The sequence below is a fragment of the Cryobacterium sp. PH31-AA6 genome (assembly GCF_030063195.1).
Classification (GTDB): domain Bacteria; phylum Actinomycetota; class Actinomycetes; order Actinomycetales; family Microbacteriaceae; genus Cryobacterium.
The window spans coordinates 16,686-31,086 of sequence record NZ_JASISS010000009.1; the positions used below are offsets into that span (position 1 = coordinate 16,686).

A 14,401-nucleotide genomic window follows, 5' to 3' on the forward strand; every position below is an offset into this window, starting at 1 on the left:
TCGTGTTATAACTTCTAACGGATGAACACAAGTTCTTCCGTTAGAAATCAAGGAGACAGAAGCAGATGACCGCCACCACCACCCTCGCCATCCTCGCCCCCATTCAGCCTGAGACCGCCACCGGCGTTGCCAAGGAGCTGCTCGACCAGGTCCAGAAGGGACTGGGTCTCGTTCCGAACATGACGAAGGTCATGGCCAACAGCCCCGCACTGCTGAAGGGGTACCTCGCGCTTTCCGCTGCGGTCGGATCCGGCGGCCTGCCCGCGGCGGTACGTGAGCGCCTGGCGATCTCCACCGCTCAGCTGAACGGTTGCGAGTATTGCCTCTCCGCCCACACCTACATCGGCAGCAATATCGCCAAGGTGGATTCCGCCGAGCTGGACTCCGCGCGCCGCGCCGAGTCGAGCAACCCGCATGTGGCCGCGTTGCTGAAGCTCTCCAACACGATCGCCGAGAACGCGGGCGACGTGGACGATGACGCGATCGCGGCGGCCCGCGCCGCCGGCGTGACCGACTCGGAGATCGGTGAGCTGGTCGCCAACCTTGCGCTGAACATCCTGACTAACTACTTCAACGTGCTCGCCAATGTGGAGAACGACTGGCCCGTCATCGGACTGTAAGCCTTCCCTCGCCCTCAAGGAGATGATGACCATGACCGGAACACAGCAGCTCGCCGACGTGGGCTTCCACGCCGGCGAGCTTGCCGTGCAACACCAAGCCGGGGTCGAGCAAGATGCGGCTCGCCTGTCCCGAATGCTTGAGCCCGCCGCCCTGACTGGCGGCATCGCGGGAATCCTCAGCGACCGAACGTTCCTCGTCATCTCCGGGAGGGATGCCGCCGGACGGCTCTGGACGTCCCCACTGGTCGGCAAACCCGGGTTCCTGGAGGTGCCGTCCGAAACCACCGTCGCGGTCCATGCCGTGATCCCCGCAGGAGACCCATTGCACGGGCTGCCCGCAGGCCAGAAGGCGGGGATGACGACGGTCGAATTCGCCACCCGGCGCCGGGTGCGCATCAACGGCACCCTCGCCGTGAGCGGCGGTGATCTTCTTCTCATCGAAGTCGAGCAGGCCTACGGCAACTGCCCGAAATACATTCAACAACGCCTTCTCGCACCCGAAGACCGCGACCGGACCGGCCGCGATCACGTTCGCGAGGGCAGCACGCTCGAGCCGGAAGACCTGGAGCTGATCCGGGCCGCCGACACCTTCTTCCTCGGCACCGCGAACCCCGAACGAGGCGCTGACGCGTCCCACCGCGGCGGCCCACCCGGTGTCGTCCGCGCCGACAGGTACGGGCTGTGGTGGCCCGATTACCCGGGCAACAATCTCTTCAACAGTTTCGGTAACCTCGCCGTGAATCCTGAAGCCGCCCTGCTTTTCTTCGACTTTTCCACCGGACGCACGCTGCACCTCTCGGGCACGACCCAGATCGACTGGGGAGAACCCGGCCGTCCCGGAGACGACGGACACACCGGCCGTATTGCACGGTTCACCCTGCAGCGCCTCGTGGCCGGTCATCTGCTCCCGGCGCGGGAGACTGCCCACACCCCCTATCCGCGTAACCCCGCACTGACCGACTGACAAGGACACGTTTCGATGACCGAATCCCGCCCCCCGTTCCCGCCTTTCGATTTGCCGACGGCGCTCCAGAAGGTCCAGGCCGCCGAGGACGGCTGGAACAGCCGTGACCCCGAGAAGGTCGCCCTCGCCTACACACCGGACTCGGTGTGGCGCAACCGCGACATGCACGTCATCGGCCGTCCGGCCATCATCGAACTCCTCACCGCGAAATGGCAACGCGAGCAGGACTACGCACTCCGCAAGGGACTGTGGGGCTTCCGCGAGAACCGCATCGCCGTCCGCTTCCAGTACGAGTGGCACGATGATCACGGCCAGTGGTGGCGCAGCTACGGCAATGAACTGTGGGAATTCGAGTCCAGCGGGCTGATGAGCCGCCGCGAGGCATCCATCAACGACCACCCGATCGCCGAGGTCGAGCGTCGCATTTTCGGACCCCGTCCACATTCCGAACTCGGTGTCGACTTCCCGGTCTGGTGACCGCCATGAACGGGGAGAAACCGTACGCCGCACTCGCGCAATCGGACCCGGCGCTCGACCACGTGAAGCCCTGCAGCGAGTCCGCGGGCGTCCAGGGCCCCGAGCTCGTCGCGTGAACATGCGATGCTGACCGTTGAAACGTGACTACTCGGACTTCTCCAGTTGCCCTTGCATGGTGACCCACCAGCGGGCAAGGGCGTCACGTTCGGGCAGCGACGCGACAATCCCGGACTCAACCATGTCCCGAGCAACGGGGAGGTCGATACAGGCCTCATCCAGAATCCGTGCATCGATGTAGCCGAGTACAGACGCCAGAGTGGCGAGGGCACCGCGGCCGCGCCCCGGGGCGGCCACATTGATCCACGCGACCGGCTTCCCGGAGACTACCTCGCTGCCGACGGTCCAATCGAGCAGGTTCTTGAAGCTGCCAGGCAAGGTGCCGGCGTATTCGGGCGTGCTGAACAACATCGCATCGGCGTGACTGATCTGCTCCCGCAGCTCGGCAATCGCTGCCGGGACAGGGTCGCGGTCGTCATCCGGGTTGAATGAGGGCAATGCGGACAGGCCCGAATACAGAATTGCGGTAGAGCCTGCCGGTGCCAGTTCACGCACGGTTGCCAACGTGGCGTTGTTGGTCGATGATTTCCGTGTGCTGCCCGACACAAGCAACAGTCTCATGATCTATCCAATCTTATTGGCCGCTCTGTGCCGCGATGCGGCACCACATCCAGCGATACGAACACAGGAGGAACAGCATGTCAGTGAACGTGAATCAAGAGGAGTCCAACGGTGAGACTCGTCTCGCCTACATCCTCGGCGTGCCTCTGGCCGAGAATGTGGTGCGGCAATGGCCACAGATGGGCGAGATCGTGCGCACCAGCAAGCTCATCGGCAGCGTGGAGGGTAACTTCGCCGAACTGACGCTCGAGGTCGGAAGACGCCTTCACCTTGCAAATGTCGTGGTGGTCGAGTGGACCTGCAACTATGGCGACGGTCGCCTGTACCGCAACGTGACCATTGGTGAACTCGAGAACGGGAAGGCCGTGCGAGTAACCGACTACTGGGGCGAACCCACCGACACCCCGCAATGGCGCGCGCCGATGACTGACCGGCTCGACATGCCCGGCGACGGCATCTGGAAAGACAACGAACACCTCAGCCACCACTAGCGGGACTGCTGACGATTTCAAACAATGCCGGAAACTCCGGGTCAGTGCTACGCCGTGGCGACGCTCACGGTCACCGGCGTCGCGTTGGCGAAGAGGTCGAGCACGGGGCAGTGGGCGTCGACCGCCGCCCGAAGCTCCTGATAGCGGGCGTCTGTCTCCGGGCCGGTGATGGTGATGTCCAGGCGCACCGCGGTGAAGCCGGCGCGAACAGATTCCTCGATCCCGAACAGGCGGCGGGCGTCGAGGTCACCCTCGGCCTTGACGTCGATCTCATCCACCCGGATTCCGAGGGCGTGCGCGTAGAGGCGGTAGACGACGATCTGGCAGGAGATGAGTGCTCCGAGCGCGAACTCCACGGGGCTGGCGGCGATATCGTCTCCGGCTAGCGCTGCGGGCTCGTCCACCTGGAAGCTGTGCTTGCCTGCCGTGATTGTCGACGCGACCGAGCCCTCGCCGGTGCCGCGCACGCGATAGGTCAGCAGCCCATTGGCCACATCGGCGGCGATTCGTTCCTGCCAAGCCGTGCCGGCCTCGGTCAGTCGCGTGGCGCGCTCGTCGGCGGTGACAAAGGTTACGGGGAATACGTCGAGGAGAGTCATGCGCCGACAGTACTGCGGATGCCGCCGCCCGCGAAGAGCGCACCGTCATAGCGGGACTCCCGCGGTAACACTGCGCCTTATTGGCCAATCCCGGTGGGTGAGGAGCAGTTCGGCAGCCCCGGCAAGCGGTGCAGCGTCGCCACGGGCGGCGCCGTTCACACCCCTCAATGCACGTCGTCCGCAGGCACCGGGACCTAAGTCTCTATTTGCGCATTATAGTCCCGCCTACTGTTGGCAGCAGTGCAGGCGGCGCCCGCCCGGCGGGAGAAACGGAATCCCATGAGAAGCTCACAACGAGTATCGGGGCCCCCCACACGCGCAGTGCACGTGCAGAAGTTGACGAGGTTCGCCAGGATTGGTCGACTCCTCGTCACTGGTGTACTCATGGCGCTTCTGGGAGTGATTGCGGTCGGGCAGCCTGCACAGGCGGACGGAGGTCAGTCGGCGGACGAAGGCTACGTCATGGTTCAGCAGGCTCTGAGCTTTCTCGTCAACGAACCGGGCGAGGACGGCACGGCCGAGGCCCTCATGAGGGTCGACAACGCGCTTGCAGCGGAGGATCAGGATGGCGTCGATGTGTCGATGGTGAATGAGGCCAGAGATGCACTAGTAGCTGGGGACACCGTGGCCGCTCGCACTTTGCTGCAGGATTCCATCACGGAGGCAATCAATGAGCTCAGCCCCGCCGTGGGCGAGCAAACCGGCACGACGATCGTGCTGGCCCCATTTCCGTCGCGAGGTCCACTCAGTCTCGTTGAATGGATGCTCCTCGCCCTGTCGGCGATTGCCCTGGCCATTGGCATTGCACTCTCGGTCAGATTCCGACCCGGCGAAAGCCTGAAGGAGTTGCGACGCGACATTTCCGACGCGGCGGGCGAGAACAGCAAACGGTCCGAAGCCACGGTTGCGGGAGAAAAGTAAATGTCCACTGAACTCGCCAACGGCAAGCCAGCATCCACCCCCGAGGAAACCCGCTCGTGGAGTCGAAAGGCGTGGGACGTCATCGACGAACGCATGGGTATCTCGGCTCTCGCCTACCCTGTCCCGGAACACGCCAACCGGATCGCCTGGACTCTCGGCGGGATCACGGTGCTGAGTTTCGTGCTGCTCATTGGGTCGGGAATCATTCTGACCCAGTTCTACGCACCGAGACCCGCACTCGCAAACCTATCGGTCCGAGCGATCGAAGCGAACGACTGGGGCAGGCTGTTTCGCGGTGTCCATTTTTGGGCGTCCCAAGCCATGTATGTCGCAACTGTTCTGCACCTCGTCAGAGTGTTTCTGACGGGATCGTATAAGAGGCCGCGGGAGGGGAACTGGCTCGTCGGGGTCGCGATGTTCGGGCTCCTGACATTCGCCGTCTTCACTGGCACGGTGCTCAAATGGGATCAGGAGGCCTACGAGGCGCTCGGTCATAACCTTGAACTCGGCAAGCTCCTCGGCGGGGTGGGCTTCTGGTTTTCCCCTGGGTTCTCGAGCGGGGTCTCGATTCTTCTGCGGCTATACGGCGCGCACGTGGTCATCATTCCCGGCATGATCCTGGTGCTCGTCTTCCTGCACTTCCTGCTGGTAAAACGGCACCATATGTCTCCCCACCCGGCATTGCCTGTCGGAGCGTCTCCTGATCAGGCGCCAGATTCAGAACCCACTCAGCCCTTCACCCGACACATCCGCCGTCTGGTGGCCTTCGGGGTCGCATTGTCCGGACTTCTCGGCATCCTTGCCATTCTTCTGCCGGCGCCAATCGGCTCCCCCCCGGTGGCAGGGATCGAAATCACCCTTCCGCCCTGGATGTTCTGGTGGCCGTTCACCCTGGAGAACTGGTTCGGGCTGGCCGCGATCGTCTGGGGAGAAGTGGTCTTCTTCCTGCTCCTGGCAATCCTCCCGTTTGTCGATCGAAACCCCAATAGATTGTGGCGCCGCCGCCCTGTTGCGATGACCATCGCCGCAGTCTTAGCCCTCGCCCTGATCGTGCTGACCATCCTGATGGCAGTTACCCCAGCTCAGACGCACCTGTGAGCGAGGGAGCACGGGACCGAGCCCGGGGGGAGTCCCCCCTGCGACGTGCGCATATCTCGCTGTGGATCCTTGTCGGGATTGCGATATTGGCTACCGGCGGCCTCAGCTTGACCGTGACTGCGCCACCCAGCCCGATGGTCGGCTTGGGCTTTGGTGTCAGCGCACTCTTCCTGATCGTCTCTCTCCTGCTCGCAGGACGTGTGACAATCGCCCTCGAACGCAATCGCCGGCTCAACCGTCCGGTCATTCCGGAGGGCGATTCCTTCCCCATTCTCCGCAAACTTTTTCGTTTAGCTCCCGCCGCCCCACAGAAGAAGCCATAGCCTCTCGACGCGCAAGCCGAGAACTTTCTCAATCCTCAACCTCCGGGCTCGTCGTTCTCCGCCGCACAGGTCAATCCGGCCGACGCCAGTAGTCTGGCCCTGTGAACGATGCAGCGGCCGGGGCGCCGAAGAAGATTCGACTGCGGAAAGCGACCGGTCATCTGTCGTCGACGCCGGCAGACGCGTCCCGGATCATCTGGGTCGTGCGCGTCGCCGCCGCGGCCGGCGTCCTGGTCGTCGCCTGGGCGTGCCTGACCGGTTGGGGCGCCATCGTGCACGGCCACCCGCTCTACGCCGTCCTCCTCCTCGCGACCCTTCTCGCATCCGTGTTCGTCGGCTGGCGGTCGGTTCGCCCCCGGCGCAGTAGTCCGGGGTGGCGTCGCATCGCCCGCGTCGTCCTTGTCGTCGCGTCGATCGCGTGGATCGCGCTGATCGCGTGGCTGCGCCCGTTCTCCGCGCTCGAGCCGGCCCTGACTGCGATGGGCTCGGACACCAGCGTCACCGTCGCCGAGGGCCCGACCCGGATCGTGATGACTCCGACCGGCGCCAACAGCCGCACGGGAGTGTTCTTTCAGCCCGGTGCCAAGGTGGACGCCCGCGCGTACGCCGCGGTCCTGCGCCCGTTGGCCGAATCCGGTTACACCGTCATCATCCCCAAGCAGCCGCTGGGCATCGCTTTCCTCTCCGTCACGGCCTTTGACTCCACCAGGGCCAGCTACCCCGGCATCACGCGCTGGGTCGTGGGCGGGCACTCCCTGGGCGGAACCGTCGCCGCGATCGAGGCCGACTCGGGCGATGTCGACCCCGTCGCACCCGTCGTGGGCCTGCTTCTCTATGCCTCGTACCCTGCCAACGACATCAGCACCTCGCTGACCGCGAAGGTCCTGTCCATTTCGGTAACCAGCGACGCACTCGCCACCCCCGACAAGATCGAGGCATCCAGGGAAATCCTGCCCGCCGGATCAACGTTCAGTGCGGTCGGGGGCGCTGTGCACGCCTACTTCGGTGATTACGGCCCGCAGCCGGGCGACGGAACTCCCACGGTCAGCCACGACGACGCCCGCGTCCAGATCTCCCGCGACAGTGTCGCCTTCGTGGCCCAACTCAGCGAGTGATCGCCGACAAGACAGCGGTTAAGCTTGCTCCGTGCCTCACCCCAACAGTCGCGCCGCCAAGGCCGTTCGTCGACGCAAACGGCGCATGGCGCTGGTCGAGAATGATCTGACCGCAGAGCAGTGGGCGACCCTGCAACAGCTGTGGGGAGGGTGCGCGTACTGCGCAGCAAGCGACCGCGCGCTGCAGCGCGACTGCGTGCAGCCGATCTCCCGCGGCGGTCGCTACACGCTCGACAACATCGTTCCGGCGTGCGGCTCATGCAACGCCAGCAAGAGCAACGACGAGGTGACGAGTTGGATGCGTCGCAAGAAGTTGGACGAGCGCCGTTTTCTCCTGCGTTTCGTGGAGGTGCGGGCCTCGCTGGTGCTGACACCGGATGCGGGCACGGCTTGACTCGCACGGGGTGTCGGGCGGTGAATCGCCGACTCTCGATGAACTGCAGCGGCGTTGCGCCACGCGTCCTGAAGTTGTCGCCGAGCACGCGAGTTGCTCTCACCGCATCACTCGCAGCAGACTGGACTTACCGGATCGCTATTGAGTCTTCCGCCTGCGGCTAAGGAGCTCACCATGACCGAACCGAACGATGCCAACGATGCACGCGTCGGCCTGTACATCGACTTCGACAACATCGTCATCTCGCGCTATCAGCAGCTGCACGGACGCAATGCGTTCCAGCGCGACGGCATCCGCGATTTCGACCGGTCGAGCCGGGATGCCGACCCCGAGGTCGCCGCACGCCTGGCCGCCGCAACGGTCGATTTCAACGCCATCATCGATTTCGCCGCATCATTTGGGGCCCTCGTCGTCAACCGGGCCTACGCCGACTGGTCGGTGCCCGTCAACGCGAGCTACCAACGCCAGCTCATGTCCCGAGCCGTGGACCTCACCCAGCTGTTCACCGCGACGACCCGGGGCACCAAGAACGGCGCCGACATCCGTCTCGCCGTCGACGTGGTGGAAGACCTCTTCCGACTGCCCGATCTGACCCACGTCATCATCGTCGCGGGCGACTCGGACTACATCGCCCTCGCCCAGAAGTCGAAGCGACTGGGTCGCTACGTCGTGGGCATCGGAGTCGCGGGGTCGACGAGCACGTCGCTCGCGGCGGCCTGCGATGAATTCGAGGACTACGACTCGCTCCCCGGAATCGTGAAGGTCGCCGCGACCGCACCCGTCGCCGCGGCTCCCGCCGAGCGGTCCAGGTCTGGCAAGAAGGCTGCGGAGCCCGCGGAGGAGCCGCCCAAGGCCGCGCCCGTCGAAGCTCGCAGATTCACGACGATCCCGATGTTCTCGCACACCGACGACTCGCAGTTCGACGAGCCGGAACCGGCCGAGGACATCGACCCGCAGACGGTCGCAACGGAGCTCCTCGTGCGCGCGCTACAGATCGGTCACGCCAAGGGCGACGCCGACGAGTGGCTCAACACGGGCACGGTCAAGAACCAGATGCGCAGGATGGACCCCTCCTTCAATGAGCGGCCGCTCGGCTACCGCTCCTTCACCGACTTCCTCTCCTCGCGCGGCGACCTCGCCGAGCTGGTCGAGGACGGTCCGCAACGGCTGATCCGCCTGCGCCCCGAGGGTAACGCCAAGCAATAGCGAGGCACTGAACGGCGCGGGCACCCGCCGAGCCTGGGACTGTGCCACGATGGGCCGGTGACGACCAGACTTCAGACAATGCCTCGAGAGCGATTCGATGCGTGGCTGCTGTCCACGCACGAGGACTACGTGGCGTCCCGGATCGAATCGGGTGAAACCGAGATCCAGGCCAGGGAAAATGCCGACAGATCATTCGCGGCGAATTTCCCCGGTGGAGAACTGCTCGCCACACATCGGGTATTTGACGTCCTCGACGGCGATGAACCGGTGGGCTACCTGTGGATCGGCCCGCAGCCGAACCGCCCGGATGCCTGGTGGGTCTTCGATGTGGAGATCCTGCCCGCGCTGCGCGGGAAGGGATTCGGACGCCAGGCCATGCTCCTGGGCGAATCGGAGGCGCGCCGTCTGGGTGCCACCTCGATTGGCCTCAACGTGTTCGGTTACAACACCAACGCTCGGGGTCTCTACGAATCCCTCGGCTACGAAGCCACGGCAATCCAGATGAGCAAGAGCCTGACGCCTGCTCTGTAGTCAGGGCCCCGACCGGCGGGAACGTGCGGAAACCGCAGTGGTCACGCTCCGAGCAAAACCAGCAGGTGGTAGACGACGTAGGCCGGCCACACGATTGCCTGGAGCAGCCCCAGGATGACGCCCCAGAATGTGCCGTTCGACAACGACACGAAGTAGATGGCGGCTCCGATATACGCCAGAAGGAATACGAAACCCAGCGGGCCTTCTCGCACGATCACCCGTCCACGACCATCCGTCGCCATCCGATCCTCCGCTTCCCCACATTCGCAGCCACTCCGTCGCCACCAGGCTAGCCGGAGCGCCCGGCCTACGACACCCCGGGCGGGCCGCAGTGTGGCATGATGCCGCCGTGACCGATCACCGTGAACGCCGCATGCTCCTCGACACCGCCGGACTGTACTTCCGTGCGTTCCACGGAGTTCCCGACACCGTGCACGCGCCGAACGGGATGCCCGTGAACGCCGTTCGCGGGCTGCTCGACATGATCGCCGGGCTCGTCACGGAGTTCCAGCCGAGCGAGATCGTGGCGTGCTGGGACGACGACTGGCGACCGCAGTGGCGCGTGGACCTCATCCCCACCTACAAGAGCCACCGGGTCGCAGCGATCCAGCCGGTCGATGACGGCCATCCGATCGAGGAGGTACCGGACCTGCTCACACCGCAGATCGCGGTCATCCGCGAGGTGCTCGGCGCGCTCGGGATCCCGGTGATCGGCGCCCCGCGGCACGAGGCGGACGACGTGATCGGCACGCTAGCCTCGAACTCGCCGCACCCCGTGGATGTCGTCACCGGTGACCGCGACCTCTTCCAGCTGATCGACGACTCTCGCGAGGTCCGGGTGATTTATACCGGTCGCGGTATGGCCAGGCTGGAGGCGCTGACGGATGCCGCGCTCGAGGCCAGGTACGGAGTCACCCCGGCACAGTATGCGGACTTCGCGGCCCTGCGCGGGGACGCGTCGGATGGTCTGCCCGGCGTGCCCGGCGTGGGAGAAAAAACCGCCGCCTCGCTCCTGTCCAGCTACGGCAGCCTTGACGGGATCGTCGCGGCTGCCGCGGACCCTGCATCCGTGATGGCAGCATCCGTGCGCGCCAGGATGCTCGCTGCCGCCGACTACCTGACGGTGGCCCCGGCAGTGGTGAAGGTCGTCCGCGATCTCGAGCTGCCCGGCTTCGACGCCCGCATCCGGTTCGGTACTCCAGAGCGCACGGCCGAACTGCACCGGCTGGCCACCGAGTGGGGGCTCGGGTCGTCGTTGGAGCGCGCTCGAGTAGCCCTGGCCGCACGGGCGTAGCTGAGCCCAGCCCGACAGGCCAGATTTCGTTGCTTTACGCCCCGCTCGCACCACCGAAGTCGAAATGGTCGATGATGGCATGGGCGGTGATCCGCCCGACGACAGTCCCCCGCACCCGCCGACCAGAGAGCCGCCACCGCATGCCGCGCAACGAGATCGCCCCGGAGGGCGAGCGGTGACGGCCGAGAGCCCCGGGCTGCTGGGCTTCGGCCGCAGCACCTGGTTGAAGCTGGCCTGGGCGCTCCCCCTCGCGATCCTCGCCCTCGCCGCGGTCGTGCTCGCGGCCAGGGGCATTCGCGCCCTGCCCGATGCCCAGTCCTTCCTGGCCGACTACCCGGGCACCTCACCGCTGCCGGCCGGGGCCCCCGTCGGATTCCCCGCCTGGCTCGCCTGGCAGCACGGCCTGAACGTATTCTTCCTCCTCTTCATCGTGCGCTCGGGCTGGCAGATCCGCACGGCCGGACGTCCGACAGCGTTCTGGACCCGCCGGAACACCGGCCTCGTGCGCACGAGGCGAGCCCCCACCCGAATGGGCATCAACGCCTGGCTGCATCTCACCGTCGATCTGCTCTGGGTGGTCAACGGAGTGTTGTTCTACGTTCTGCTCTTCGCCACCGGCCAGTGGGTGCGGATCGTGCCGGTCAGCTGGGACATTTTCCCGAACGCGGTCTCCGCCGCGCTCCAGTACGCCTCGCTGGGCTGGCCCGTCGGCGACGGCTGGGTGAACTACAACGCCCTGCAGACCTTGAGCTACTTCAGCATCGTGTTCGTGGCCGCGCCGCTCGCCCTGGCCACCGGCATCCGCCTGTCACCGCTCTGGACCTCGCGCCGACTCAGCAGGCTGGTTCCGATCACCGCGACGAAGGTCGTTCACGTCGGCGTAATGGTCTTCTTCCTGTTCTTCATCGTGGTGCACGTCACGCTGGTTCTCGCGACCGGCGCCCTCCGCAACCTGAACCACATGTACGCGGCGACGAGCGACGACGGCTGGACCGGATTCTGGATCTTCGCCGCGTCGCTGGTCGTGATGGTACTGGCCTGGTTCGCGGCCGGTCCACGCTTCCTGCGAGCCGTCGCCTCGCTGGGCGGAACCGTCACGAACCGCTGATGCCCGCCGCGGGATCGGTGCACCGGGAGACGGAACGAATGATGACCTGTTGGGGGTCTGTGTCGTTCGTGATCGAAACCCGGTAGATCAGCAGCTGCTCGCCGACGAATTTGAGAGCGAGATTAGCGTGGCTGCCCAGCGTGCGCAGGGTGACGCTCCAGCCCAGGTCTTCATATTTTTCGGTGACGCTCTCGATCCACGCATAGCTGTCGAAGTCCGCCCCGACGGTCATCGTGCGGGACACGGAGATCTCCTCGCCGCCGGTTCCGTCCGGACAGTCGGCGGTCTCGCTCGCGTCCGACGACGTCGTCACGGTGCCGGACGGAAGCGTCGCGGCGATCGAATCGACGTCGACGAGAACTTCCGCGATCACTCCGGCACGGGTGGTGGGCCTGTCCGTGTGAATGTTCTGGCTGATGATCACGACCACGACCAGGATCACGAGCACCGACACGGCCAACGCAATCGTCGGGCCGACCTTCCAAAACTTTCCCCTGGTCCCCATTCGCGCAGCCTATCGGCCGACCGAGAACAACTGGAGAAACTCCCTCCCAGAGAATGCCGATTTTGCTGGGCTACGATCTTCTGGTGCCTCACCCGTTACCTTCCCTCCACATCGCGCTCGTCTGCCTGCACACCTCGCCGGGAGCAGAGCCGGGATCCGGTGACGCCGGCGGCATGAATGTCGTCGTGCGGCAGCAGGCGGAGGCTCTGGCGGCGGCCGGCCACACCGTCGACATCCTGACCCGCCGCTCGTCGTTCGAATTGTCCGGCGACGTACAACTGACCCCGGGGGTCACCCTGCGATTTCTCGATGCCGGCCCGGCCGAGCCCGTGGCCAAGGGCGACCACGAGGGGTTCATCGAAGAATTCCGGCTGCGGATGAGCACCCTCGGCCCCTACGACATCTACCACTCCCACCACTGGTTCTCCGGCATGGCGGCTCTGCCACTTGCCGACCTCCGCGGCGTGCCCCATGTGCAGAGCTTCCACAGCATCGCGGCCGACGAATCCACCCCACTGTCGGCCGGTGAACGCCCCGAATCCCCTGGGCGGATGGCCGGTGAAGCGTGGCTCGCTCGCGAATCCGACGCCGTCGTGGCAATCAGCGCAGCCGAGGCCGAAACGGTCATCCACCGCCTCGGCGGCTCGCCGGACCGGGTCGCAATCGTGCCGCCCGGCGTCGACGGCTGCCTGTTCCGACCGAACGTTCCTAACCCCGATCCCGGCCGCGGCTACGCAATCGTGGCCGCCCGGCTTCAGCCTCTGAAAGGCCTCGACCTCGCGATCGAGGCCATCGCCGCGGTCCCTGCCGCGGTGCGCCCCGAGCTGGTCATCGCCGGGGACGCCTCGGCCGACTACGACGGGTACGTCGACGAGCTCAAGGCGCTCGCGGCTCGGCACGGGATCGAATCCGGCGTGCGGTTCCTCGGTCCGCAGTCCAGGGTCGCCCTGGCCGCCCTGCTGCGCGGTGCCCGCGTGGTGCTCATCCCCTCGCACTCCGAGACCTTCGGCCTGGTCGCCCTCGAAGGCGCGGCGAGCGGCGTGCCCGTCGTCGCCGCGGCGGCCGGCGGCCTGCGCGAGGCCGTTCTGCACGGCGACACCGGGGTGGTGCTCGAGTCGCGCGACCCGGCGGTCTGGGCCGAAGCCGTCACCACGATCCTGTCGGACCCCGGGCTCGCCCAGCGCCTGTCCGTCGCGGGGCGCGAGCACGCGGAAGACCTCGACTGGCCCCGGTCCGCGGCCGGCCTGCTGGTCGTCTACCGCTCACTCCTCGGCCCCGGTGCCGGCAACCGCTTGCATCTCGCGATCGCGTGAGCGTGCAGGGCCTGGGCGCGTTCGCGCTCTTCGTACACGCCCACCCCGACGATGAGACCATCTCGACCGGGGCGCTGATTGCGGAACTGGTCGCGCGGGGCATCCGGGTTTCGCTGCTCACCGCCACTCGCGGCGAGCGGGGCGAAGTCGTTGCGGGTCCGCTCTCCGGCCTTGAAGGCACCGCCGCACTCACCACGGCGCGTGAACAGGAACTAAGGCTGGCCACGGCCGCACTCGGAGTCTCCGAGCAGTTCTGGCTCGGCGACCCGCCCGCCCGGGCCGCCGGTCTATCCCCCCGCCGTTACCTGGACTCGGGCATGACCTGGATCCGTCCCGGTCTGGCCGGGCCGGCCGACGATGTCGATGACGATGCCCTCGCGATTGCCCCGCTCGATGACGTGACGGCGGACGTCGCCGCGCTCGTCGCGGTCCTGAAGCCGGATATCGTCATCGGCTACGACAGCGGCGGGGGCTACGGTCACCCTGACCATGTGCGGATGCACGATGCCACGCTCGCCGCCTGCCACGCCAGCGGCACGACTTTCGCGGAGATTCTGCACCAGCCCGCAGCCGCCGAAGAGTGGTTCGAGCTCGATCACCACCTCGCCACGGTGACCGCGGCCCTTCGCTGCCACGCCAGCCAGCTGACCGTTGACGGGGCCGACATTGTGCACTCCGGCGGGCAGCGGGAGCCCATCACCACCTCGATCGGCCTGCGCGTCATTCCGGCCGATGCTCAGGATTATCAGCAAAAGGGGGTTTGA

Annotated in this window: 18 protein-coding genes; 14 read left to right on the forward strand and 4 right to left on the reverse strand. The window is 66.1% G+C overall.

The genetic code is table 11. The annotated features are described in order from the left end of the window. Positions 1–65 precede the first annotated feature (65 nt). The 3 genes from QMG61_RS08460 to QMG61_RS08470 are packed head-to-tail and all read left to right on the forward strand — an operon-like array spanning position 66 to position 2,061. Positions 66–620 carry a carboxymuconolactone decarboxylase family protein gene (locus QMG61_RS08460; protein WP_283493903.1) on the forward strand — a complete coding sequence of 185 codons (555 nt, stop codon included), beginning with the start codon at positions 66–68 and terminating at the stop codon, positions 618–620. A 31-nt stretch (positions 621–651) separates the two neighbouring features. Continuing rightward, positions 652–1,584, forward strand: coding sequence for a pyridoxamine 5'-phosphate oxidase family protein (locus QMG61_RS08465; protein WP_283493904.1), 933 nt, complete (start codon positions 652–654; stop codon positions 1,582–1,584). Between the two features lie 15 nt (positions 1,585–1,599). Further along, positions 1,600–2,061, forward strand: a complete 462-nt coding sequence (locus QMG61_RS08470) for a DUF1348 family protein (RefSeq protein WP_283493905.1) — start codon at positions 1,600–1,602, stop codon at positions 2,059–2,061. Between the two features lie 144 nt (positions 2,062–2,205). Here the strand turns inward: QMG61_RS08470 and QMG61_RS08475 are convergent, their stop codons facing one another. Then, positions 2,206–2,739 (reverse strand): NADPH-dependent FMN reductase, encoded by a 534-nt coding sequence (locus tag QMG61_RS08475; protein ID WP_283493906.1) that lies wholly within the window; start codon positions 2,737–2,739, stop codon positions 2,206–2,208. 77 nt (positions 2,740–2,816) lie between these two features. On the opposite strand from QMG61_RS08475, the gene QMG61_RS08480 reads away from it, so the two are divergent. After that, the gene (locus tag QMG61_RS08480; protein WP_283493907.1) at positions 2,817–3,230 is read left to right on the forward strand and encodes a nuclear transport factor 2-like protein; all 414 of its coding nucleotides are present in this window, start codon (positions 2,817–2,819) and stop codon (positions 3,228–3,230) included. Positions 3,231–3,277: 47 nt separating this feature from the next. Here the strand turns inward: QMG61_RS08480 and QMG61_RS08485 are convergent, their stop codons facing one another. Continuing rightward, positions 3,278–3,829, reverse strand: coding sequence for an OsmC family protein (locus tag QMG61_RS08485; protein WP_283493908.1), 552 nt, complete (start codon positions 3,827–3,829; stop codon positions 3,278–3,280). Positions 3,830–4,213: 384 nt separating this feature from the next. On the opposite strand from QMG61_RS08485, the gene QMG61_RS08490 reads away from it, so the two are divergent. The 6 genes from QMG61_RS08490 (at position 4,214) to QMG61_RS08515 (ending at position 9,417) form a co-directional block, all read left to right on the forward strand. Further along, positions 4,214–4,750: a hypothetical protein gene (locus QMG61_RS08490; protein ID WP_283493909.1), complete on the forward strand. Its 537-nt coding sequence runs from the start codon at positions 4,214–4,216 to the stop codon at positions 4,748–4,750. After that, a complete protein-coding gene (locus QMG61_RS08495) occupies positions 4,751–5,848 on the forward strand; it encodes a cytochrome b N-terminal domain-containing protein (RefSeq protein WP_283493910.1) in 1,098 nt (365 codons plus the stop codon). It begins immediately after the preceding gene. Positions 5,849–6,272: 424 nt separating this feature from the next. Beyond that, on the forward strand, positions 6,273–7,286 hold the full coding sequence (locus QMG61_RS08500; protein WP_283493911.1) for an alpha/beta hydrolase: 1,014 nt from the start codon (positions 6,273–6,275) through the stop codon (positions 7,284–7,286). Positions 7,287–7,317: 31 nt separating this feature from the next. Next, a complete protein-coding gene (locus tag QMG61_RS08505; protein ID WP_283493912.1) occupies positions 7,318–7,680 on the forward strand; it encodes an HNH endonuclease in 363 nt (120 codons plus the stop codon). A gap of 174 nt (positions 7,681–7,854) precedes the next feature. Next, positions 7,855–8,886 carry an NYN domain-containing protein gene (locus QMG61_RS08510; protein WP_283493913.1) on the forward strand — a complete coding sequence of 344 codons (1,032 nt, stop codon included), beginning with the start codon at positions 7,855–7,857 and terminating at the stop codon, positions 8,884–8,886. 78 nt (positions 8,887–8,964) lie between these two features. Beyond that, positions 8,965–9,417: a GNAT family N-acetyltransferase gene (locus tag QMG61_RS08515; RefSeq protein ID WP_283493914.1), complete on the forward strand. Its 453-nt coding sequence runs from the start codon at positions 8,965–8,967 to the stop codon at positions 9,415–9,417. 41 nt (positions 9,418–9,458) lie between these two features. On the opposite strand, the gene QMG61_RS08520 is transcribed toward QMG61_RS08515, so the two are convergent. Continuing rightward, positions 9,459–9,659, reverse strand: a complete 201-nt coding sequence (locus tag QMG61_RS08520; protein WP_283493915.1) for a hypothetical protein — start codon at positions 9,657–9,659, stop codon at positions 9,459–9,461. Between the two features lie 131 nt (positions 9,660–9,790). On the opposite strand from QMG61_RS08520, the gene QMG61_RS08525 reads away from it, so the two are divergent. Further along, a complete protein-coding gene (locus QMG61_RS08525; RefSeq protein WP_283493993.1) occupies positions 9,791–10,711 on the forward strand; it encodes a 5'-3' exonuclease in 921 nt (306 codons plus the stop codon). A 175-nt stretch (positions 10,712–10,886) separates the two neighbouring features. Further along, on the forward strand, positions 10,887–11,819 hold the full coding sequence (locus tag QMG61_RS08530) for a cytochrome b/b6 domain-containing protein (protein ID WP_283493916.1): 933 nt from the start codon (positions 10,887–10,889) through the stop codon (positions 11,817–11,819). On the opposite strand, the gene QMG61_RS08535 is transcribed toward QMG61_RS08530, so the two are convergent. Beyond that, positions 11,806–12,324: a hypothetical protein gene (locus tag QMG61_RS08535; RefSeq protein WP_283493917.1), complete on the reverse strand. Its 519-nt coding sequence runs from the start codon at positions 12,322–12,324 to the stop codon at positions 11,806–11,808. The genes QMG61_RS08530 and QMG61_RS08535 overlap by 14 nt on opposite strands. A gap of 53 nt (positions 12,325–12,377) precedes the next feature. On the opposite strand from QMG61_RS08535, the gene QMG61_RS08540 reads away from it, so the two are divergent. Together QMG61_RS08540 and QMG61_RS08545 are read left to right on the forward strand one after the other, a co-directional pair. Beyond that, positions 12,378–13,637, forward strand: coding sequence for a glycosyltransferase (locus tag QMG61_RS08540; RefSeq protein WP_283493918.1), 1,260 nt, complete (start codon positions 12,378–12,380; stop codon positions 13,635–13,637). Then, positions 13,634–14,401: a PIG-L deacetylase family protein gene (locus tag QMG61_RS08545; RefSeq protein ID WP_283493919.1), complete on the forward strand. Its 768-nt coding sequence runs from the start codon at positions 13,634–13,636 to the stop codon at positions 14,399–14,401. Before QMG61_RS08540 ends, QMG61_RS08545 begins: the two co-directional genes overlap by 4 nt.

Excerpts from the sequence above, each read along its gene's own strand:
- QMG61_RS08460 (WP_283493903.1), top strand. The coding sequence starts at position 66 with ATGACCGCCACCACCACCCTCGCCATCCTCGCCCCCATTCAGCCTGAG.
- QMG61_RS08465 (WP_283493904.1), top strand. The coding sequence starts at position 652 with ATGACCGGAACACAGCAGCTCGCCGACGTGGGCTTCCACGCCGGCGAG.
- QMG61_RS08470 (WP_283493905.1), top strand. The coding sequence starts at position 1,600 with ATGACCGAATCCCGCCCCCCGTTCCCGCCTTTCGATTTGCCGACGGCG.
- QMG61_RS08475 (WP_283493906.1), bottom strand. The coding sequence starts at position 2,739 with ATGAGACTGTTGCTTGTGTCGGGCAGCACACGGAAATCATCGACCAAC.
- QMG61_RS08480 (WP_283493907.1), top strand. The coding sequence starts at position 2,817 with ATGTCAGTGAACGTGAATCAAGAGGAGTCCAACGGTGAGACTCGTCTC.
- QMG61_RS08485 (WP_283493908.1), bottom strand. The coding sequence starts at position 3,829 with ATGACTCTCCTCGACGTATTCCCCGTAACCTTTGTCACCGCCGACGAG.
- QMG61_RS08490 (WP_283493909.1), top strand. The coding sequence starts at position 4,214 with ATGGCGCTTCTGGGAGTGATTGCGGTCGGGCAGCCTGCACAGGCGGAC.
- QMG61_RS08495 (WP_283493910.1), top strand. The coding sequence starts at position 4,751 with ATGTCCACTGAACTCGCCAACGGCAAGCCAGCATCCACCCCCGAGGAA.
- QMG61_RS08510 (WP_283493913.1), top strand. The coding sequence starts at position 7,855 with ATGACCGAACCGAACGATGCCAACGATGCACGCGTCGGCCTGTACATC.
- QMG61_RS08515 (WP_283493914.1), top strand. The coding sequence starts at position 8,965 with ATGCCTCGAGAGCGATTCGATGCGTGGCTGCTGTCCACGCACGAGGAC.
- QMG61_RS08520 (WP_283493915.1), bottom strand. The coding sequence starts at position 9,659 with ATGGCGACGGATGGTCGTGGACGGGTGATCGTGCGAGAAGGCCCGCTG.
- QMG61_RS08525 (WP_283493993.1), top strand. The coding sequence starts at position 9,791 with ATGCTCCTCGACACCGCCGGACTGTACTTCCGTGCGTTCCACGGAGTT.
- QMG61_RS08535 (WP_283493917.1), bottom strand. The coding sequence starts at position 12,324 with ATGGGGACCAGGGGAAAGTTTTGGAAGGTCGGCCCGACGATTGCGTTG.
- QMG61_RS08540 (WP_283493918.1), top strand. The coding sequence starts at position 12,378 with ATGCCGATTTTGCTGGGCTACGATCTTCTGGTGCCTCACCCGTTACCT.